The 21,388-nt window shown below is 57.1% G+C and carries 13 protein-coding genes; 8 read left to right on the top strand and 5 right to left on the bottom strand.

The features are described 5' to 3' along the window. Window positions 1–6 precede the first annotated feature (6 nt). From pepA to F3J31_RS11610, 5 genes are all read left to right on the top strand, one after another. The gene (pepA, locus tag F3J31_RS11630) at window positions 7–1,518 is read left to right on the top strand and encodes a leucyl aminopeptidase (protein ID WP_024906344.1); all 1,512 of its coding nucleotides are present in this window, start codon (window positions 7–9) and stop codon (window positions 1,516–1,518) included. Window positions 1,519–1,637: 119 nt separating this feature from the next. Beyond that, on the top strand, window positions 1,638–2,081 hold the full coding sequence (holC, locus tag F3J31_RS11625) for a DNA polymerase III subunit chi (protein ID WP_150057417.1): 444 nt from the start codon (window positions 1,638–1,640) through the stop codon (window positions 2,079–2,081). Then, window positions 2,081–4,936, top strand: a complete 2,856-nt coding sequence (locus F3J31_RS11620; RefSeq protein WP_167213237.1) for a valine--tRNA ligase — start codon at window positions 2,081–2,083, stop codon at window positions 4,934–4,936. The genes holC and F3J31_RS11620 overlap by 1 nt, the downstream gene beginning before the upstream one ends. A gap of 123 nt (window positions 4,937–5,059) precedes the next feature. Next, complete coding sequence (locus F3J31_RS11615) at window positions 5,060–5,563, top strand: GNAT family N-acetyltransferase (RefSeq protein ID WP_111967955.1); 504 nt, start codon at window positions 5,060–5,062, stop codon at window positions 5,561–5,563. A gap of 83 nt (window positions 5,564–5,646) precedes the next feature. Further along, window positions 5,647–6,666 (top strand): NAD(P)-dependent alcohol dehydrogenase, encoded by a 1,020-nt coding sequence (locus F3J31_RS11610; RefSeq protein ID WP_045403564.1) that lies wholly within the window; start codon window positions 5,647–5,649, stop codon window positions 6,664–6,666. Window positions 6,667–6,709: 43 nt separating this feature from the next. On the opposite strand, the gene F3J31_RS11605 is transcribed toward F3J31_RS11610, so the two are convergent. Further along, entirely contained in the window at window positions 6,710–8,350 is a 1,641-nt protein-coding gene (locus F3J31_RS11605; protein ID WP_167213234.1) for a dihydroxyacetone kinase subunit DhaK, read from the bottom strand. Between the two features lie 137 nt (window positions 8,351–8,487). Here F3J31_RS11605 and F3J31_RS11600 point away from each other — a divergent pair, with 137 nt between their 5' ends. After that, window positions 8,488–9,990, top strand: a complete 1,503-nt coding sequence (locus tag F3J31_RS11600; protein ID WP_167213231.1) for a helicase HerA-like C-terminal domain-containing protein — start codon at window positions 8,488–8,490, stop codon at window positions 9,988–9,990. Here the strand turns inward: F3J31_RS11600 and F3J31_RS11595 are convergent. After that, the gene (locus tag F3J31_RS11595) at window positions 9,970–10,911 is read right to left on the bottom strand and encodes a TIGR01212 family radical SAM protein (protein ID WP_139125313.1); all 942 of its coding nucleotides are present in this window, start codon (window positions 10,909–10,911) and stop codon (window positions 9,970–9,972) included. The two genes, F3J31_RS11600 and F3J31_RS11595, sit on opposite strands and share 21 nt — an antisense overlap. 687 nt (window positions 10,912–11,598) lie before the next feature. Between F3J31_RS11595 and gltB the strand changes: the two genes are divergently transcribed. Then, complete coding sequence (gltB, locus tag F3J31_RS11590; RefSeq protein WP_048225139.1) at window positions 11,599–16,059, top strand: glutamate synthase large subunit; 4,461 nt, start codon at window positions 11,599–11,601, stop codon at window positions 16,057–16,059. 9 nt (window positions 16,060–16,068) lie between these two features. Continuing rightward, window positions 16,069–17,487, top strand: a complete 1,419-nt coding sequence (gene gltD / locus F3J31_RS11585; protein WP_014833470.1) for a glutamate synthase subunit GltD — start codon at window positions 16,069–16,071, stop codon at window positions 17,485–17,487. 65 nt (window positions 17,488–17,552) lie between these two features. Here the strand turns inward: gltD and F3J31_RS11580 are convergent, their stop codons facing one another. From F3J31_RS11580 to F3J31_RS11570, 3 genes are all read right to left on the bottom strand, one after another. Further along, window positions 17,553–18,227: a DUF1120 domain-containing protein gene (locus F3J31_RS11580; RefSeq protein WP_167213228.1), complete on the bottom strand. Its 675-nt coding sequence runs from the start codon at window positions 18,225–18,227 to the stop codon at window positions 17,553–17,555. A 185-nt stretch (window positions 18,228–18,412) separates the two neighbouring features. Next, a complete protein-coding gene (locus tag F3J31_RS11575; protein WP_048028813.1) occupies window positions 18,413–18,973 on the bottom strand; it encodes a hypothetical protein in 561 nt (186 codons plus the stop codon). Further along, window positions 18,970–21,384 (bottom strand): fimbrial biogenesis outer membrane usher protein, encoded by a 2,415-nt coding sequence (locus F3J31_RS11570; RefSeq protein WP_167213225.1) that lies wholly within the window; start codon window positions 21,382–21,384, stop codon window positions 18,970–18,972. The genes F3J31_RS11575 and F3J31_RS11570 overlap by 4 nt, the downstream gene beginning before the upstream one ends. Window positions 21,385–21,388: the final 4 nt, after the last annotated feature.

Here is a 21,388-nt window from a genome sequence, read left to right as displayed (position 1 = left end):
TAGTGCATGGAGTTCAGTGTAAAAAGCGGTAGCCCGGAGAAACAGCGGAGTGCCTGCATCGTTGTGGGCGTCTTTGAACCACGCCGACTCTCCCCGATCGCCGAGCAACTCGATAAAATCAGTGACGGCTATATTAGCGCCCTGCTGCGCCGCGGCGAACTGGAAGGCAAACCTGGGCAGACGCTGTTACTGCACCATGTTCCGAACGTACTCTCAGAGCGCATTCTGCTGATTGGCTGCGGCAAAGAACGCGAGCTGGATGAACGTCAGTATAAGCAGGTGATTCAGAAAACAATCAATACGCTGAATGATACCGGTTCAATGGAAGCCGTCTGCTTCCTGACCGAGCTGCACGTTAAAGGGCGTAACACCTACTGGAAAGTGCGTCAGGCGGTCGAAACGGCAAAAGAGAGCCTGTACAGCTTCGATCAGCTGAAGACCAATAAAAGCGAGCCGCGTCGTCCGCTGCGTAAAATGGTCTTCAACGTGCCAACCCGCCGCGAACTGACCAGCGGCGAACGCGCGATCCAGCACGGTCTGGCGATTGCTGCCGGCATTAAAGCGGCTAAAGATCTCGGCAACATGCCACCCAACATCTGTAACGCGGCCTACCTGGCCTCTCAGGCACGTCAGTTGGCCGACGCCTACAGCAAAAACGTCATTACCCGCGTCATCGGCGAACAGCAGATGAAAGAGCTGGGAATGCACTCCTACCTGGCAGTCGGTAACGGCTCGCAGAACGAATCCCTGATGTCCGTCATCGAGTACAAGGGCAACCCGGCCGAAGACGCGCGCCCTGTCGTGCTGGTCGGTAAAGGCCTGACCTTCGATTCCGGCGGTATCTCCATCAAGCCTGCCGAAGGCATGGACGAGATGAAGTACGACATGTGCGGCGCGGCGGCGGTTTACGGCGTCATGCGCATGGTCGCGGAACTTCAGTTGCCCATCAACGTGATCGGCGTTCTGGCGGGCTGCGAGAACATGCCTGGCGGTCGCGCTTATCGTCCGGGTGACGTCCTGACCACCATGTCCGGCCAGACCGTTGAAGTACTGAACACCGACGCCGAAGGCCGTCTGGTACTCTGCGATGTGCTGACCTACGTTGAGCGCTTCGAACCTGAAGCGGTCATTGACGTCGCCACGCTCACCGGTGCCTGTGTGATTGCGCTGGGCCACCACATTACCGGCCTGATGTCGAACCACAATCCACTGGCGCACGAGCTGATTGGCGCCTCGGAGCAGGCCGGTGACCGCGCATGGCGTCTGCCGCTGGGTGACGAATATCAGGAGCAGCTGGAGTCTAACTTCGCGGATATGGCGAACATCGGCGGACGTCCTGGCGGGGCGATCACCGCGGGCTGCTTCCTGGCGCGCTTCACCCGTAAGTACAACTGGGCGCATCTGGATATCGCGGGTACTGCATGGCGCTCCGGCAAGGCCAAAGGCGCAACCGGTCGTCCGGTGGCGCTGCTGTCGCAGTTCCTGCTCAATCGCGCGGGTTTTAACGGCGACGAATGATATAAAATGCCGGGTGGCGGCTTCGCCTTACCCGGCCTACAACGTCATTCAACCGTAGGCCGGGTAAGCGTAGCGCCACCCGGCTTTGCATTTGAATCCAAAACTAAGAAGCCCCATATATGAAGAATGCAACGTTCTACCTTCTGGACAACGACACCCATCAGAATGGCCTCAGCGCCGTCGAACAGCTGGTGTGTGAAATTGCCGCAGAACGTTGGCGCGCAGGCAAACGCGTGTTGATCGCCTGTGAAGATGAGCAGCAGGCCATTCGTCTCGATGAAGCGCTGTGGGCTCGCCCGCCGGAGAGTTTTGTTCCGCATAACCTGTCAGGCGAAGGGCCACGCGGCGGAGCACCGGTTGAAATTGCCTGGCCGCAAAAGCGCAACAGCAGCGCGCGCGACATTCTGATTAGCCTGCGGATAGATTTTGCAGATTTTGCCACCGCTTTCACAGAAGTGGTAGACTTTGTCCCTTACGAAGAATCTTTGAAACAACTGGCGCGCGAACGCTATAAAGCGTACCGCCTGGCTGGTTTTAACCTGAATACGGCAACCTGGAAATAATGGAAAAGACATATAACCCACGCGATATCGAACAGCCGCTTTACGAGCACTGGGAACAGCAGGGCTATTTCAAGCCTAACGGCGACGAAAGCAAAGAGTCCTTCTGCATCATGATCCCGCCGCCGAACGTCACCGGCAGTTTGCATATGGGTCATGCTTTCCAGCAGACCATCATGGACACCATGATCCGCTACCAGCGCATGCAGGGTAAAAACACCCTGTGGCAGGCGGGGACTGACCACGCGGGTATCGCGACCCAGATGGTGGTTGAGCGTAAAATTGCCGCTGAAGAAGGGAAAACCCGCCACGACTACGGTCGCGACGCGTTCATCGACAAAATCTGGCAGTGGAAAGCGGAATCCGGCGGCACGATTACCCGCCAGATGCGCCGCCTCGGCAACTCCGTGGACTGGGAGCGCGAGCGCTTCACCATGGACGAAGGCCTCTCCAACGCCGTGAAAGAAGTCTTCGTCCGTCTGTACAAAGAAGACCTGATTTACCGTGGCAAACGCCTGGTCAACTGGGATCCGAAACTGCGCACCGCAATTTCGGACCTGGAAGTGGAAAACCGCGAGTCCAAGGGCTCCATGTGGCATATCCGCTATCCGCTGGCCGACGGCGCAAAAACCGCCGACGGTAAAGATTACCTGGTGGTCGCGACCACCCGCCCGGAAACCCTGCTGGGTGATACCGGCGTGGCCGTTAACCCGGAAGATCCGCGTTATAAAGATCTGATTGGCAAATTCGTGGTGCTGCCGCTGGTAAACCGCCGTATTCCGATTGTGGGCGACGAACACGCCGACATGGAAAAAGGCACCGGCTGCGTGAAAATCACCCCGGCGCACGACTTCAACGACTATGAAGTGGGTCGTCGTCACGCCCTGCCGATGATCAACATTCTGACCTTCGACGGCGATATCCGCGAAAGCGCAGAAGTGTACGACACCAAAGGCAACGAATCCGACGTTTATTCCAGCGACATCCCGGCCGAGTTCCAGAAGCTGGAACGCTTTGCCGCGCGTAAAGCGATTGTGGCTGCCGTTGACGCACTGGGCCTGCTGGAAGAGATCAAGCCTCACGACCTGACCGTGCCGTACGGTGACCGTGGTGGCGTGGTTATCGAGCCAATGCTGACCGACCAGTGGTACGTACGCGCCGACGTGCTGGCGAAACCGGCTGTGGAAGCGGTTGAAAACGGCAGCATTCAGTTCGTACCGAAGCAGTACGAAAACATGTACTTCTCCTGGATGCGCGATATTCAGGACTGGTGTATCTCCCGTCAGCTGTGGTGGGGTCACCGTATCCCGGCATGGTACGACAACGACGGCAACGTTTACGTTGGCCGCAGCGAAGATGAAGTGCGTCAGGAAAACAACCTGAGCGCTGACGTTGCCCTGCGTCAGGACGAAGACGTGCTGGATACCTGGTTCTCCTCCGCGCTGTGGACCTTCTCCACCCTCGGCTGGCCAGAAAACACCGACGCGCTGCGTCAGTTCCACCCAACCAGCGTGATGGTGTCCGGCTTCGACATTATCTTCTTCTGGATTGCCCGCATGATCATGATGACCATGCACTTCATCAAAGATGAAGACGGCAAGCCGCAGGTTCCGTTCCACACCGTCTACATGACCGGTCTGATCCGCGACGACGAAGGCCAGAAGATGTCCAAATCCAAGGGTAACGTCATCGACCCGCTGGATATGGTTGATGGTATCTCTCTGGAAGAGCTGCTGGAAAAACGCACCGGCAACATGATGCAGCCGCAGCTGGCGGAGAAAATCCGCAAGCGCACCGAGAAGCAGTTCCCGAACGGGATTGAGGCTCACGGTACCGACGCCCTGCGTTTCACCCTGGCGGCGCTGGCCTCAACCGGTCGTGACATCAACTGGGACATGAAACGTCTGGAAGGTTACCGTAACTTCTGTAACAAGCTGTGGAACGCCAGCCGCTTCGTGCTGATGAACACCGAAGATCAGGATTGCGGCTTCAATGGCGGCGAGATGACCCTCTCCCTGGCTGACCGCTGGATCCTGGCGGAATTCAACCAGACGGTGAAAGCGTTCCGCGAGGCGCTGGACAGCTACCGCTTCGACATCGCGGCGGGCATTCTGTATGAATTCACCTGGAACCAGTTCTGTGACTGGTATCTGGAACTGGCGAAGCCGGTCATGAACGGCGGCACTGAGGCAGAGCTGCGCGGCACGCGCAACACGCTGATTACCGTTCTGGAAGGCCTGCTGCGCCTGGCGCACCCGGTTATTCCATTCATCACCGAGACCATCTGGCAGCGCGTGAAGGTGATTGCTGGCATCAACGCAGACACCATCATGCTGCAGCCGTTCCCGGCATTCGATGCGGCGAAAGTCGATGAAGCGGCATCTGCGGATACCGAGTGGCTGAAGCAGGCGATTGTTGCAGTACGTAACATTCGTGCTGAAATGAACATCGCCCCGGGCAAACCGCTGGAGCTGCTGCTGCGCGGCTGCAGCGAAGCGGCCGTTCGTCGCGTCACCGAGAACAACACCTTCCTGAAAACCATGGCGCGTCTGGAAAGCATCACCGTGCTGCCTGCGGATGATAAAGGTCCGGTTTCCGTGACCAAAATCATCGACGGTGCCGAGCTGCTGATCCCAATGGCGGGTCTGATCGACAAAGACGCCGAGCTGGCTCGTCTGGCGAAAGAAGTGGCGAAAGTCGACGTGGAAATTGGCAAAATCGAAAGCAAACTGGCGAACGAAGGCTTTGTTGCCCGCGCGCCGGAAGCGGTCATCGCGAAAGAGCGTGAGCGTCTGGTTGCCTTAGCCGATGCGAAGACCAAGCTGATTGAGCAGCAGGCGGTTATCGCTGCCCTGTAATGCTTTTACCCCTTACGCTTCAGGGCGTAAGGGGTAACCTTCCTGAAAACTCCTCGCTTGCACTCCCCTTTCTGCGGTGCTATTAACAGCAGTTATGTGTCAATTTTTGTAATGAGTAATGCTATGAGCGTGATTACCCCCGTCGCGACGACGATGCGTCGGATCACTGAGCAGGATAATCCGGCTATCGCCGCCGTTATTCGCACCGTTTCTGCCGAATATGGCCTGACGGCTGACAAAGGCTACACGGTTGCCGACCCGAATCTGGACGCGCTTTTTCAGCTTTACAGCCAGCCAGGACATGCCTACTGGGTAATCGAGCAGAACGGCCAGGTTGTGGGCGGTGGCGGCGTGGCGCCCCTCAGCTGCAGCGAGCCGGATATCTGCGAACTGCAAAAAATGTATTTCCTGCCAACGGCACGCGGACAAGGACTGGCAAAAAAGCTGGCGCTGATGGCGCTGGACCACGCGCGCAAGCAGGGCTTTACCCGCTGCTACCTGGAAACGACCGCCTTCCTCAAAGAGGCCATCGGCCTGTATGAACATCTGGGCTTTGAGCATATCGATGCGCCGCTGGGCTGTACCGGCCACGTTGATTGCGAAGTCAGGATGCTGAAAAGTCTGTAACTTTCGTTCCTGCCCTCTTCTGTTAAGCGGCTGTAAACTGAATGCTCTACACTCTCAGTTCACACCACAACGGGGGAAACACGATGTCGAAGATAAAAAGCTACGCCGCACCGCAGGCGGGTGCAGAACTTGAGCTGTACGAGTACGATGCGGGCGAACTAAAAGCAGAAGACGTCGAAGTACAGGTTGATTACTGCGGGATCTGCCACTCGGATCTCTCGATGATCGATAACGAATGGGGCTTCTCCAGCTATCCGCTGGTTGCCGGACACGAAGTCATTGGCCGCGTCGTGGCGCTCGGTAGCGCCGCGCAGGACAAAGGGCTGAAAGTGGGCCAGCGCGTAGGCATTGGCTGGACAGCGCGCAGCTGTGGTCACTGCGATGCCTGTATCAGCGGCAATCAGATCAACTGCCTCGAAGGCGCCGTTCCCACCATTCTGAACAAAGGCGGTTTTGCCGATAAACTGCGCGCCGACTGGCAATGGGTCATCCCGCTGCCGGAAAGCATTGATATCGAATCCGCCGGTCCGCTGCTGTGTGGTGGTATCACCGTCTTCAAACCGCTGCTGATGCACCATATCACCGCCACCAGCCGCGTCGGCGTCATCGGTATCGGCGGACTGGGGCATATTGCCATTAAGCTGCTGCACGCGATGGGCTGTGAAGTCACGGCGTTCAGCTCGAACCCGGCGAAAGAGAAAGAAGTGCTGGCGATGGGGGCGGATAAAGTGGTGAACAGCCGCGATCCGCAAGCGCTGAACGCGCTGGCGGGCCAGTTTGACCTGATCATCAACACCGTTAACGTCGATCTCGACTGGCAGCCGTACTTTGAAGCGTTGGCCTACGGCGGTAACTTCCACACCGTGGGTGCGGTGATGAAGCCGCTGCCGGTTCCGGCGTTTACCCTGATCGGCGGGGATCGCAGCATATCCGGTTCTGCAACCGGTACGCCGTACGAGCTGCGCAAACTGATGAAATTCGCCGGACGCACCAAAGTGGCGCCGACCACCGAACTGTATCCGATGTCGAAAATCAACGAAGCGATCCAGCACGTGCGCGACGGCAAAGCCCGTTACCGTGTGGTGTTGAAAGCAGATTTCTGATGTGACAGTGCCGGGTAATGGCTTCGCCTTACCCGGCCTACTTTCACTGCTGCGCCAATACGTTAAATACTTCCGCTACCGCGACCGCTCCCGGATCCATCACCCCATCCAGGTTCTCTTTATTGACATACGACGAGCGTCCCGCGCCGGCTTTCGCCATTTTTGCCGTTGCTTCTGCGCCCTGCTGCGCGGCCTGCGCTGCCGCCTGAATATTGCCTTTCTGTAACGCCTCCAGCGCCGGTTGCAGCGCATCGATCAGCGTGCGATCGCCAAGATCCGCTCCGCCGTACTGCTTCATCTGCGCAAGTCCGCTGAGCAAGGCCTCCGGGAGCGTCTGACCATCGTGAAGCTTTTGCCCGGCCGCGGTAAAGAAGATCGACATCAGCACCCCGCTCGACCCGCCCATCACCGTAGCCAGCCGCTCGCCAACCAGCAGTAGCAGCTTAGACACGTCATTAAGCGGGAGCGTGTTCTCCTCCAGGCGCTGCGCAATATCCCGCGCCCCTTGCGCAAAGGTAGAGCCGGTATCGCCATCTCCCACCCTGGCATCCAGCGCGTTCAGGCGGTTTTCCAGTTGGATCAGCGTTGTCGACACGGAGGAGACAAACGCACGCACCTGCGGATTGTCAGAGGGGGTATACTCCACACGGTCATGAATGGCGCTATGCGCCACGGTGCGCAGTGGCGCAAACGCGACGGGCTTCTGCCAGCCGAGCGTCTCGACGTCGGCGTGAATCGCCTTTTCGAAGAAATCGTTGAGCTTCAGCAGCGTCAGAGAAAAGCCTTTCATATCCAGCGCGCTGACCAGCGGCGCAGGGCCAATCAGGTACGCGATACTCTCTTTCAGCGCCGAATGCGCCAGCTCTTTGGTCAGCAGCGCCATCTCCAGCGCCGATACGCCGCCAAGATTGTTAATCAGCACCGCAAAACGCCCCTCACCCGCCTGCGCGCTTAACGGCGTCACCAGGGTGTCGATAATGGCTTTGCTGTTTTGCGTATCCACCACGGAAGCCCCGGGCTCGCCGTGAATGCCCAGGCCCAGCTCGACATGGCCTTGTTTAATGCGCCCCTCTTCATCGTCGCTGCCCGGCAGGTTGCAGGTTTGCATCGCCACGCCCAGGCTCCAGAGGTTATCGCAGGCCTGTTGCGCAATATCCCGCACCTCGCTCAGCGATTTCCCCTGCTCCGCCGCGTAGCCCGCAATCTTGTGCACCAGTGCCGTACCGGCAATACCGCGCGGCTGCTTGTTATCCGGCAGCGCGATGTCGTCTGCCACAATCACCATCTCCACCTTCAGGCCGTAGCGTTTGGCCTTCTCGGCCGCCAGGCCAAAGTTCAGGCGGTCGCCGGTGTAGTTTTTGACGATCAGCAGACAGCCGCGATCGCCCGTGACCGCGACAATGGCATTCAGCACCGCATCCACGCTCGGCGAGGCAAACAGATCGCCGCACACTGCCGCCGTCAGCATCCCTTTGCCGACAAACCCGGCGTGTGCGGGTTCGTGGCCTGAGCCGCCGCCCGAGATCACCGCCACGCGGCTTTTGTCCCAGTCGCCGCGTGCGACGATCCTGATGGCCGGATCGATATCAAGCTTGACGAGATTGGCATGTGGCGCAGAAAGCAGTATGCCTTCAATGGCATCGTTGACCAGCTGTTTGCGATCGTTAAAGAAGAATCTGGACATAGTTTCCCACTATTTTGTGAACCGTATGCAAAAGCATAGTCCGCGCTGGATAATGCGCCGCAAAGTCAGGAATTTACTCAACCAAATTGCTATCAGGTTGCCTATACTCCACCCAGGACTAAGAGAGGAAGCGCATCATGAGTACACCATTGTTAATTGCCCGGACGCTGGAAAAAGAGCTCTATTTACTGCCCGCGATGGCGAACCGCCACGGTCTGATCACCGGCGCGACCGGGACGGGGAAAACCGTCACCCTGCAAAAGCTGGCGGAGTCGCTTTCGGAGATTGGCGTACCGGTCTTTATGGCTGACGTAAAAGGCGATTTAACCGGTGTGGCTCAGGAAGGAGCGGCCTCTGAAAAACTGCTCGAGCGGCTGAAGAATATTGGCATCACGGACTGGACGCCGCACGGTAACCCGGTGGTCGTGTGGGACATCTTCGGTGAAAAGGGCCACCCGGTACGCGCCACGGTATCCGATCTCGGCCCGCTGCTGCTGGCCCGTCTGCTTAACCTCAACGACGTGCAGTCCGGCGTGCTGAATATTATCTTCCGCATTGCCGATGACCAGGGGCTACTGCTGCTTGATTTCAAAGATCTGCGCGCCATTACGCAGTACATCGGCGATAACGCCAAATCCTTCCAGAACCAGTACGGCAACATCAGCAGCGCCTCGGTGGGCGCTATTCAGCGCGGGCTACTGACGCTTGAGCAACAGGGCGCTGAACATTTCTTTGGTGAACCCATGCTGGATATCAAAGACTGGATGCGCACCGACAGCAGTGGCAAAGGCATTATCAACATCCTGAGCTCAGAGAAGCTCTACCAGATGCCGAAACTTTACGCCGCCAGCCTGCTGTGGATGCTCTCCGAACTCTATGAACAATTACCTGAAGCAGGCGATCTGGAAAAACCGAAGCTGGTCTTCTTCTTTGACGAAGCGCATCTGCTGTTTAACGATGCACCTCAGGTCCTGCTGGATAAGATCGAACAGGTTATCCGCCTGATCCGCTCCAAAGGCGTCGGCGTCTGGTTTGTCTCGCAAAACCCGTCGGATATCCCCGACAACGTGCTCGGGCAGCTCGGCAACCGCGTGCAGCATGCCCTGCGCGCCTTTACGCCGAAAGATCAGAAAGCGGTGAAAGCCGCCGCGCAAACCATGCGCGCCAATCCTGCCTTTGATACCGAAGCGGCGATTCAGGCGTTAGGCACCGGTGAAGCGCTGATCTCGTTCCTCGATCCGAAGGGCAGCCCGTCCGTAGTGGAACGTGCCATGGTCATTGCGCCTTGCTCGCGCATGGGGCCGGTGACCGACGATGAGCGCAACGGCCTGATTAACCACTCTCCGGTTTACGGGAAATATGAAGACGAGGTGGATCGCGAGTCCGCGTTCGAGATGCTGCAAAAAGGGGTCCAGGCGACAACGGAATCGCAGGATGCACCTGCCGCTAAAGGGCAATCAGTCGCCGTGGATGACGGCATTCTCGGTGGACTCAAAGACATCCTGTTCGGCAGCACCGGGCCGCGCGGTGGCAAACGCGACGGCGTAGTGCAGACCATGGCGAAAAGCGCAGCCCGACAGGTCACCAATCAGATCGTGCGCGGCATGCTGGGGAGTTTGTTAGGCGGCCGTCGCCGGTAGACGCGGAACCCACGGGCGGCCCAGCGCCGAACCCTGAACGCCGTTCTCCTGCAGGTAGCGGTCTATTTCCACCATCCCCGTCCAGCGGTTCTCACACCACAGCGGTGCCAGAAGCGTTGGACGGCGGGCGCTGGCCGAGATGCGGTGGTAGACAATCTCCGGTGGCGTGTGGCGAATCATCTCCCCCGCCGTCACCGTATAGTCCTCAAGCTCGATACCGCTTAACCGCCCGGCCTCCCAGGCTTTCGCCATAATGCTGCCTTTCACGATATGCAGCGGATGCAGCTTGATGCCGTCCACGCCGGTTTCAACGACCCTTTCCAGCGTTTCAAGGCCATGCTGTTGACCTTCGCCGGGTAACCCAACAATCAGGTGCGAACAGACCTTCAGCCCGCGCTCGCGGGCCAGGCGCGTGGTGCGCTGGTAGCAGGCAAAATCATGCCCACGGTTAATGCGGTGCAGCGTTTTGTCATGTGCCGTTTGCAAGCCCAGCTCCAGCCAGATCTCGTAGCCTTGTTCTTTGTACTCGCTGAGCAGGTCCAGCACCGCGTCCGGTACGCAGTCCGGGCGCGTTCCCACGCACAGCCCAACGATACTGGCCTGGCTGACGGCCTGCTGATACATCGAACGCAGTACCTGCACCTCCGCCCACGTGCTGGTATAAGCCTGAAAATAGGCCAGGTACTGCTTCGCGCGGTTCACCAGGCTGGCCTGGTGGGCAAGCTGCTCAGCGATAGAATGGTGCTGCTGCGCTTCATCGGCAAACGACGCAACGTTACAGAAGGTGCAGCCGCCGCGCCCGATGGTGCCGTCGCGATTCGGGCAGCTAAACCCGCCGTGCAGCGTCAGCTTATGAACCTTTTGCCCGTACCGCTGCAAAAGATCCCCACCAAACATATTGACTAATTTCTGTAACTGCATAATCTGATAGACCGTCCCGGAGAAAGGGGACAAGCCTGCCATTTTTAGCCTCTGTCGGCGATGACCTGGATCAATCGCCCTGGACGGCCTTTATCTATATGAATAAATACTCAGGATTACTGCAATTTCATTCACGCCGTACGTGATTACTTTTCCTTATGTTCTGATTGTTTTTTTCATTTATAGCGCCAGCACTGAAAAACAGTGTGTTTATGCGGGTTTGCAGACAATTCCAGATTATTATTCTGCTATAAAACCGCTATTCAGCACGCTACATTGATAATACCGCTTTCATATAGTGAGTCAGATCACACTCCGCTGCGCTCTTTCAGGGCATTCAATCAATGTAAAACTAGTTAAATAACCTTTAAATACAATTAGATAATCTCTCTTTAGCACATTTTTGTATAAATAAGATTGCCATTTGACCTGTGTACCAATTCCCGATAAGTTGGAAATCCGCTGGAAGCTTTCTGGATGAGCGGCCTGCTCATCATATTTATGCAGTAATTGAGATTCCCTCTGAAGCAAGTCCTCAAACTTGTTTACCTGCGCGAAAGGATGAAAAAGAGGGCGAATGCGAGGTCCGCGTATGAAACGCAAACCCCGTCGCCATGCTCTTTCTGTGCCTGTGCGCCACGGTAAAGTTCAGTGGGAAGCCCGACGAGCCTGGGGAGGTTCACTGATATGTTGTACGATAAATCCCTTGAGAAGGATAACTGTGGTTTCGGCCTGATCGCCCACATAGAAGGCGAACCTAGCCACAAGGTAGTGCGTACTGCTATTCACGCACTGGCCCGTATGCAGCACCGTGGCGCCATCCTTGCCGATGGTAAAACCGGCGACGGTTGCGGTCTGCTGCTGCAAAAACCGGATCGTTTCTTCCGCATCGTGGCGGAAGAGCGCGGCTGGCGTTTAGCCAAAAACTACGCTGTCGGCATGCTGTTCCTGAATCAGGATCCTGAAAAGGCTGCCGCCTCACGCCGCATCGTCGAAGAAGAACTTCAGCGTGAAACCCTGTCGATTGTCGGCTGGCGCGATGTGCCAACCAACGAAGGGGTGCTCGGTGAAATCGCCCTCTCCTCGCTGCCTCGTATTGAACAGATTTTCGTCAACGCGCCTGCGGGCTGGCGTCCGCGTGATATGGAACGCCGTCTGTTTATTGCCCGCCGCCGCATTGAAAAACGTCTCCAGGACGATAAAGAGTTCTACGTCTGTAGCCTCTCTAACCTGGTGAACATCTATAAAGGTCTGTGTATGCCGGCTGACCTGCCGCGCTTCTACCTGGACCTGGCGGACCTGCGTCTGGAATCGGCCATTTGCCTGTTCCACCAGCGCTTCTCCACCAACACCGTACCACGCTGGCCGCTGGCTCAGCCGTTCCGCTACCTGGCGCACAACGGCGAGATCAACACCATCACAGGTAACCGCCAGTGGGCCCGCGCCCGTACCTATAAATTCCAGACGCCGCTGATCCCCGATCTGCACGATGCTGCGCCGTTCGTGAACGAAACCGGCTCGGACTCCAGCTCGATGGATAACATGCTGGAACTGCTGCTGGCGGGCGGGATGGATATCGTGCGTGCTATGCGTCTGCTCGTGCCGCCGGCCTGGCAGAACAACCCGGATATGGATCCTGAGCTGCGCGCGTTCTTCGACTTTAACTCCATGCACATGGAGCCGTGGGACGGTCCGGCGGGCATCGTCATGTCCGACGGTCGTTTTGCCGCCTGTAACCTGGACCGTAACGGCCTGCGTCCGGCGCGCTACGTCATCACCAAAGACAAGCTCATCACCTGTGCCTCTGAAGTCGGCATCTGGGATTACCAGCCAGACGAAGTGGTCGAGAAAGGCCGCGTCGGTCCGGGCGAGCTGATGGTGATCGACACCCGCGGTGGGCGCATCCTGCACTCCGCCGAAACCGACAACGATCTGAAGAGCCGCCACCCGTACAAAGAGTGGATGGAGAAAAACGTTCGTCGTCTGGTGCCGTTTGAAGATCTGTCGGACGAAGAAGTGGGCAGCCGCGAGCTGGACGATGACACCCTCGCCAGCTACCAGAAGCAATTTAACTACAGCGCGGAAGAGCTGGACTCCGTCATCCGCGTGCTCGGTGAAAACGGCCAGGAAGCGGTCGGCTCGATGGGTGACGATACCCCGTTTGCCGTGCTCTCCAGCCAGCCGCGCATCATCTATGACTACTTCCGTCAGCAGTTCGCGCAGGTGACTAACCCGCCAATCGATCCGCTGCGTGAAGCACACGTGATGTCGCTGGCCACCAGCATCGGTCGCGAGATGAACGTCTTCTGCGAGGCCGAAGGCCAGGCGCACCGTCTGACCTTTAAATCGCCGATCCTGCTGTACTCCGATTTCAAACAGCTCACCACCATGAAAGAGGAGCATTACCGCGCCGACACGCTCGACATTACCTTCGACGTGAACGAAGCGAGCCTCGAAGAGACGGTGAATGCGCTGTGTGACAAAGCCGAACAGATGGTGCGTAACGGTACCGTGCTGCTGGTATTGTCCGACCGCAACATCGCGAAAAACCGTCTGCCGGTACCGGCCCCGATGGCGGTGGGCGCTATCCAGACGCGTCTGGTCGATAAGAGCCTGCGCTGCGACGCCAACATCATTGTTGAAACCGCAAGCGCGCGCGATCCGCACCACTTTGCCGTGCTGCTGGGCTTTGGCGCGACGGCGATCTATCCGTACCTGGCCTACGAAACGCTGGCCCGTCTGGTAGATACCCGCGCGATCGACAAAGATTACCGCGCGGTGATGCTGAACTACCGTAACGGCATCAACAAAGGTCTGTACAAGATCATGTCCAAAATGGGCATCTCGACCATTGCCTCCTACCGCTGCTCGAAGCTGTTTGAAGCGGTCGGCCTGCATGACGAGGTCGCCAACCTCTGCTTCCAGGGCGTGGTCAGCCGCATCGGCGGCGCCGGTTTTGCTGACTTCCAGCAGGATCTAGTGAACCTGTCCAAACGCGCCTGGCTGGCACGTAAGCCGCTAGATCAGGGCGGTCTGCTGAAATACGTTCACGGCGGCGAATACCACGCCTACAACCCGGACGTGGTGCGCACGCTGCAGCAGGCGGTTCAGAGCGGTGAATACCGTGATTATCAGCAGTATGCTGAGCTGGTGAACAACCGTCCGGCGGCAACGCTGCGCGACCTCATTGCCCTGAATCCGGGTGATGAAGCGGTCAGCATTGACGACGTTGAGCCAGCATCCGAACTGTTCAAACGCTTCGATACCGCGGCGATGTCCATCGGTGCCCTGAGCCCGGAAGCCCACGAAGCGCTGGCGGAAGCCATGAACAGCATCGGCGGTAACTCTAACTCCGGCGAAGGCGGTGAAGATCCGGCCCGTTACGGCACCAACAAGGTGTCCCGTATCAAGCAGGTGGCATCCGGCCGCTTTGGCGTGACGCCAGCGTACCTGGTCAACGCCGACGTGATTCAGATTAAGGTCGCTCAGGGTGCAAAACCGGGCGAAGGCGGTCAGTTACCGGGTGATAAAGTCACGCCGTACATCGCCAAACTGCGCTACTCGGTACCGGGCGTGACGCTGATCTCCCCGCCGCCGCACCACGATATCTACTCTATCGAGGACCTGGCGCAGCTGATTTTCGACCTGAAGCAGGTCAACCCGAAGGCGATGATCTCCGTGAAGCTGGTTTCCGAACCGGGCGTCGGCACCATCGCGACCGGCGTGGCGAAGGCCTATGCGGACCTTATCACCATCGCCGGTTATGACGGCGGTACCGGTGCAAGCCCGCTCTCCTCCGTGAAATACGCGGGCTGTCCGTGGGAGCTTGGCCTGGTGGAAACCCAGCAAGCGCTGGTGGCTAACGGTCTGCGTCACAAGATCCGTCTGCAGGTGGATGGCGGTCTGAAAACCGGCCTCGACATCATCAAGGCGGCGATCCTCGGTGCGGAAAGCTTCGGCTTCGGTACCGGTCCAATGGTCGCGCTGGGCTGTAAATACCTGCGTATTTGCCACCTGAACAACTGCGCAACCGGCGTTGCAACCCAGGACGAGAAGCTGCGTAAGAACCACTATCACGGCCTGCCGTTCAAAGTGACTAACTACTTTGAGTTCATCGCCCGCGAAACCCGCGAGCTGATGGCGCAGCTGGGCGTGAAGCGTCTGGTAGACCTTATTGGCCGCACCGACCTGCTGAAAGAGCTGGAAGGTTTCACCGCCAAGCAGCAGAAGCTGGAGTTGAGCAAGCTACTGGAAACCGCGCAGCCGCATCCCGGCAAAGCGGTCTACTGCACCGAGAACAACCCGCCGTTCGATAACGGCGTGCTGAACGCGCAGCTGTTGCAGCAGGCGAAGCCGTATGTGGACGACAAGCAGAGCAAAACGTTCTGGTTTGATATCCGCAACACCGACCGTTCCGTGGGTGCCTCCCTCTCCGGTTACATCGCGCAGACGCACGGTGACCAGGGGCTGGCGGCCGATCCGATTACCGCGCACTTCAGCGGTACCGCGGGTCAGAGCTTCGGCGTGTGGAACGCAGGCGGCGTTGAGCTGTATCTGACCGGCGATGCCAACGACTACGTCGGCAAAGGCATGGCGGGTGGTCTGCTGGCGGTGCGTCCTCCGGTCGGCTCAGCCTTCCGCAGCCATGAAGCCAGCATTATCGGTAACACCTGCCTGTACGGCGCGACCGGCGGTCGTCTGTTCGCAGCAGGTCGTGCGGGCGAGCGTTTTGCGGTGCGTAACTCCGGTGCCATCACCGTGGTGGAAGGCATTGGCGATAACGGTTGTGAATACATGACGGGCGGGATTGTTTGCGTTCTGGGTAAAACCGGCGTGAACTTCGGCGCAGGCATGACGGGTGGTTTTGCCTACGTCCTGGATGAAGACGGTGAGTTCCGCAAACGCGTGAACCCGGAGCTGGTGGAAGTGCTGGACGTTGACACGCTGGCTATCCACGAAGAACACCTGCGCGGTTTGATTACCGAACACGTGCAGCATACCGGTTCTTCGCGCGGCGAAGAGATCCTGGCGAACTGGCCGGCGTTCTCTGCGAAATTCGCGCTGGTTAAGCCGAAGTCCAGCGATGTTAAAGCCCTGTTGGGTCACCGTAGTCGTAGCGCAGCAGAGCTGCGCGTGCAGGCGCAGTAAGGAATTCAGATGAGCCAGAACGTATACCAGTTTATCGACCTGCAGCGTGTTGATCCGCCAAAGAAACCGCTGAAGATCCGTAAAATTGAATTTGTTGAAATCTACGAGCCGTTTTCAGAAGGCCAGGCCAAAGCACAGGCAGACCGCTGCCTGTCCTGCGGTAACCCTTACTGCGAATGGAAATGTCCGGTACACAATTACATCCCGAACTGGCTGAAGCTGGCCAACGAAGGACGTATTTTTGAAGCCGCCGAGCTCTCTCACCAGACCAACACCCTGCCGGAAGTGTGCGGCCGCGTGTGTCCTCAGGATCGTCTGTGCGAAGGTTCCTGTACGCTGAACGACGAGTTCGGCGCGGTGACCATCGGCAACATCGAGCGCTACATCAACGATAAAGCGTTTGAGATGGGCTGGCGTCCGGACATGACAGGCGTGAAGCAAACCGACAAGCGCGTGGCGATCATCGGCGCGGGCCCGGCGGGCCTGGCCTGTGCGGACGTGCTGACCCGCAACGGCGTGAAGGCGGTGGTCTTTGACCGTCATCCGGAGATCGGCGGCCTGCTGACCTTCGGTATCCCGGCATTCAAGCTGGAAAAAGAGGTCATGACCCGTCGCCGCGAAATCTTCACCGGCATGGGCATTGAGTTCAAACTGAACGTGGAAGTGGGCCGCGACGTGCAGCTCGACGACCTGCTGAAGGATTACGACGCCGTGTTCCTGGGCGTGGGCACCTATCAGTCCATGCGCGGCGGTCTGGAGAACGAAGACGCGCCAGGCGTGTACGACGCGCTGCCGTTCCTGATTGCCAACACCAAGCAGATCATGGGCTACGGCGAAACCGCCGATGAGCCTTTCGTCAGCATGGAAGGCAAACGCGTGGTGGTGCTGGGCGGCGGTGATACCGCGATGGACTGCGTGCGTACCTCCATTCGTCAGAATGCGGCACACGTAATCTGCGCCTACCGTCGTGACGAAGAGAACATGCCGGGCTCCAAGCGCGAAGTGAAAAACGCGCGTGAAGAGGGCGTGGAGTTCCAGTTCAACATCCAGCCTCTGGGTATTGAAGTGAATGCCAACGGCAAAGTGAGCGGTGTGAAGATGGCGCGTACCGAGATGGGCGCACCGGATGCGAAAGGCCGTCGTCGCGCCGAGATCGTGGCCGGTTCTGAACATGTCATTCCGGCCGACGCCGTGGTGATGGCGTTCGGTTTCCGTCCTCACAGCATGGAATGGCTGGCGAAGCACAGCGTTGAGCTGGATTCACAGGGCCGTATTATTGCGCCAGAAGGTAGCGATAACGCGTTCCAGACCAGCAACCCGAAAATCTTCGCCGGTGGAGATATCGTTCGCGGTTCCGACCTGGTGGTGACGGCGATTGCCGAAGGCCGCAAGGCGGCTGACGGGATACTGAATTACCTGGAAGTGTAAGAAAAAAAGGGAATAAACCTTCCGGTTTATTCCCTTTGCTAAATAAAGCGTAATTAAAAAATAAATTACAGATATTTCAGCGTGAAAGTTGCCTGCCCATCAATGCTAGTATCATCGGTAATTGCCAGCGTCGTGGTGTCCTGAATCGCAAGTGAAATAGCCATTGGCACAACGGCCTGAGTAAAGGCCAGTGGTGCCGTTTCTCCGGTGGTTGCGACAGTCACAATTTCACTGGCGTTGTTCTGCATCAGCGAACCTACGTTAGACCAGGACGCCCCATTATCAGAGCTGTAGGTCGCCCCTACTGCTTTACCATCTGCCGTTACGCTGTCGGTTTTAACAAACATACTGTAGTTGCCAATCTTCACATTGCCTGCCGTGGTATTCACGCCAAACAGGTTTACTGGCTGGAGGACGTCAACACCGGCTACGGTACCGTTTTTAACGACCACATTCGCCGCCGTGCCGCTACGGTCATCATTCACGCTAAAGCCCACTTTGACAGGCGCCTGGCAGGTAATCGTCAGGGAGAAATCTTTTTGTCCCAGTTGGTTAACTGCGGTGGCGCTCAGCGAGCCCAGATTGACGGTGCCGTAGTCAATGGTGCCGCCGCCGCTCAGCGTTGGGGTACAGGACGCATTAGTTAACGTACCTTTTAACTTCAAAACGGCGCTCGGGTCAGCTGCAAATGCAGAAGAGACACAAAGAGACAGAACAGTTGCAAGCCATACTTTTTTCATTCGTTAATCCTTAACGTTTAATCTATTTATAACAAACCAATTACGGCATTCATGCCGTTAAATGAATATATATCTTTCCTCCCAACGCATTCACTTATCAGAAAGGATAAAAATATTCATTTCATCGACGATAAAAATAATGAAGCTTATTTTCTCTTCATTATTTTTATTTATTACCCGAACCGCTACTTCGTCAGCAGGGTCCAGGTTAAATCACTTTCCAGTGCGGTTTGATCGGTGATGCGGCTAAACGCATTGTCATCCAGCACGGGTGATAGCGTCACCCGGAAATTCATCTGCTGACCTGAAGGCACCTGATTATTATCAACCGCAATAACCGCTTCATTATTACGCACATAAAACGGCGAAGGCGTGCCGCTTTGCGGAGTAAAATTGAGCTGGTCGACCGTTTTACCGACGGTATAATTTTTACCGTCGACGGTCATCTCATCGATTTTCACCGCCATTCCGCCAGACTGGCCGAATGTGAAGCGCCCTTTATCGCCTGCCGTCCCCTGCAGCAACACCGCCATTTGCTGCGGCTGCGGACAGTAAACGTTAACGTTGAGGGTCCGGTCCGCCATTTTGTGCCAGTTCTGCTGGGTTTTATCGATATTATCTCGACGCATTTCGTGGTAATCCACCACCGGCTGCGAGAGCGTTATTTGGCAATCTTCCGCATGTGCAGTCGCCGCGAAGAAAAGTATCCCCAGCGCGGTTAATCCAACTGTTTGTTGATAATTCATCGGCATACTCCGTTTACTTCTTCATAGAAGGCATCTTCATCGCGTTTCTCTGGAAGAGCGAAATCGAGTTTGCACAGACGATTGTTGTTGGCATCCATGGCGTAGAGCGCCGATAGCTGATCCGCATCGTTGATAAAGACATGACCATCATCAACGACCGTAACAATGTAGTTGCCCTTCTCATCCACGACCGTCAGCCCCTTTTTCAGCGGCTGACCATCGGCTTGCTTCATACGCAGCATCACACGACGGCTGTTTAGCACCCTGAAGTCAAGCTCGCTGACTGAAGCGTGACCTGCGGCAATATATCGGGTACCGTTTGCCAGCGTCATATTCTGCGGCAGCTTGTTGGCATCCACTTCAATACGCGAATTGCGCCACTCGTTTAGCGAAGGTACGACCGCCTGCCCCCAGGCATCGGTCCAGACCGTACCCTGTGGCGTGGCGATTTCTACCCCGCTTTTCTTCTCGCTCAGTCTGGCAATGGCAAAGGTATCGCGAATCGCATACGGCGAGAACGTCACGCCATTTTTGTGCATAGCGATGCCGCCCGCCAGGGTGGCGTTATAGTTACGCTGATTATCACCGCTGGTGCCGCCACCCACGCTCAGCTGGGTATAGTGCAGGTTGGTGTTAATGTTACCGTTGAAGCTATTATCACTGGAGGACTGGTCACGATCCGCGGCGATATAGTAGTGCGTGTTGTCGCCCAGCGAGCCGCTGTTGGCGACACCGTAAGTGGTATTGTCGCCCTGCTTGCGCATGTAGGTGCTCACAGATTGCCCTGGACTCAACGGAATGCTGACGTTGATGTACAGCATTTCATCGTCCTGATCGTCATCGACGTTGCCCACAGCGCTTTGCCAGTTGGCAGTCACGCTGGCATATTTGAACGTCTTACCCCACGACAGCAGCAGATAGCGGGAATCCTCATAGTCCCCGCTGCTCTGGTTGTAGTTGAAGCCTGCTGAGAAAACGCCGGCCAGATCGGATGAAAAATGTACGCTGCCGGAATAGGCGTTATCGTATCCCTGGTAATCGTCGTCCATTGCTTCTGCCATCTCACGATAGCCGCCGCTGTAGTGCGTCGCGCTGGTGGAAAGCGAGACATGGGAGGAAAGCGTAAGGTCGCTTCCCAGCTCGGTTTTAAGGCCACTGTTGCTGTCACCAAACGATTCCTGGCTTGCCGCAACCGTCGTGGAAACGGACCAGAGGTCGTTGATCAGAAAATCGGTGCGACCGCCAGCCGCCTGATAATCCTGAGCGGCAGTACCGGAGGCCAGAAGGTTCATCCACGGGAAAATGCGCCAGCCGTCGGACACGTTCATCACCAGCGGATCGCTGTAGTCGCTGTCGATGCTGCGCACCTGACCCGCTGACACGGTAAGCCCCTGCGGGCGTGAAAGGTTGCGCTGCTTCACGGCGGCTGCAGGAACAATAAAGTGATTCGTTGAGCCGTCAGACTCCACGACGGAAACGTCCAAATCGACGTTGTTACGCGCAATCGGGACGTCATCCAGCGTAAATGGCCCCGCGGGCACGAGCGTACTGAAAATCAGCTGATTATTCTGGCGAATCTCCACGCGAGCCTGGGAAGAACGGGCAATGCCGGACACGCTGACGCCGCTACCGTCTCTTGTCAGCCCGTTGGTCGGCATAAGCTGGATGCCGGTAATGGGTATGCCGCTCAGCACATTAGACATGGCGTTAATTTCACCGACCTGCATGGTTAACTTCTGCGGGACAAAAACATGCTCCGCATAGGTGTAAATGCTGTCGGCATTTTTCTTGCCATTGTCATCCGTCAGGATGTAATTACTGCGAAGCGACCAGTCAAAAGCGTTGAAACCCGCTTCCAGATTAGCCTGCGAGTAGCGGGAATTGTCGCTACCGCCATATTCGTTACGAGTGCTGAACAGCGAATAGTTGAGCATCCCGGCGGCACCGCCGTGCTGGAAGTTTCGGATATCCGACGACAGGCTGTTTACCGCTTCAGGCGGCAGGTATAACTCAACGGCTTCCTGGTTTGGCAACGCGTTGATTAGCGCTTTCGGGTAATCGTCACGGATGTCATGGCACGCCTCTCCTGCCTTCAGCGGAACCGGCATAAGACCGGCGAAATCAAGCAGATCGTTATCAAAACACAGCACGCCGTCCTTATCGAAACGGACGGCGGCCATGCCGCGATCTTCACCATTCACTTTGACGTTCACGGAATGGGTTCCGGGCAGAAAACGCGGTGCTTCAGCGAAGTAATGGTTCAAATCGCTCGTTAACCCCAGCGTTTTCATGACTCCCGTATCAAACGTCACTTCCCTTGCGAGTACGGAAGCGGAGTCAAACATCATCAGAGGCAAAGTGCCGCAGAGAACTGCGCGGACACAAAGTGCAATACGGCTTTTTTTATTCACCGTT

Source organism: Enterobacter sp. Acro-832 (assembly GCF_011752745.1).
Lineage (GTDB): Bacteria > Pseudomonadota > Gammaproteobacteria > Enterobacterales > Enterobacteriaceae > Enterobacter > Enterobacter quasiroggenkampii.
The sequence above is the reverse complement of the archived record's forward strand: the minus strand, read 5'-3'. Positions and strand labels throughout refer to the sequence as shown.

Coding starts and splice junctions, on each gene's coding strand:
- F3J31_RS11620 (WP_167213237.1), top strand. CDS start 2,081: ATGGAAAAGACATATAACCCACGCGATATCGAACAGCCGCTTTACGAG.
- gltD (WP_014833470.1), top strand. CDS start 16,069: ATGAGCCAGAACGTATACCAGTTTATCGACCTGCAGCGTGTTGATCCG.
- F3J31_RS11615 (WP_111967955.1), top strand. CDS start 5,060: ATGAGCGTGATTACCCCCGTCGCGACGACGATGCGTCGGATCACTGAG.
- F3J31_RS11575 (WP_048028813.1), bottom strand. CDS start 18,973: ATGAATTATCAACAAACAGTTGGATTAACCGCGCTGGGGATACTTTTC.
- F3J31_RS11610 (WP_045403564.1), top strand. CDS start 5,647: ATGTCGAAGATAAAAAGCTACGCCGCACCGCAGGCGGGTGCAGAACTT.
- F3J31_RS11600 (WP_167213231.1), top strand. CDS start 8,488: ATGAGTACACCATTGTTAATTGCCCGGACGCTGGAAAAAGAGCTCTAT.
- F3J31_RS11580 (WP_167213228.1), bottom strand. CDS start 18,227: ATGAAAAAAGTATGGCTTGCAACTGTTCTGTCTCTTTGTGTCTCTTCT.
- pepA (WP_024906344.1), top strand. CDS start 7: ATGGAGTTCAGTGTAAAAAGCGGTAGCCCGGAGAAACAGCGGAGTGCC.
- gltB (WP_048225139.1), top strand. CDS start 11,599: ATGTTGTACGATAAATCCCTTGAGAAGGATAACTGTGGTTTCGGCCTG.
- F3J31_RS11595 (WP_139125313.1), bottom strand. CDS start 10,911: ATGCAGTTACAGAAATTAGTCAATATGTTTGGTGGGGATCTTTTGCAG.
- holC (WP_150057417.1), top strand. CDS start 1,638: ATGAAGAATGCAACGTTCTACCTTCTGGACAACGACACCCATCAGAAT.
- F3J31_RS11605 (WP_167213234.1), bottom strand. CDS start 8,350: ATGTCCAGATTCTTCTTTAACGATCGCAAACAGCTGGTCAACGATGCC.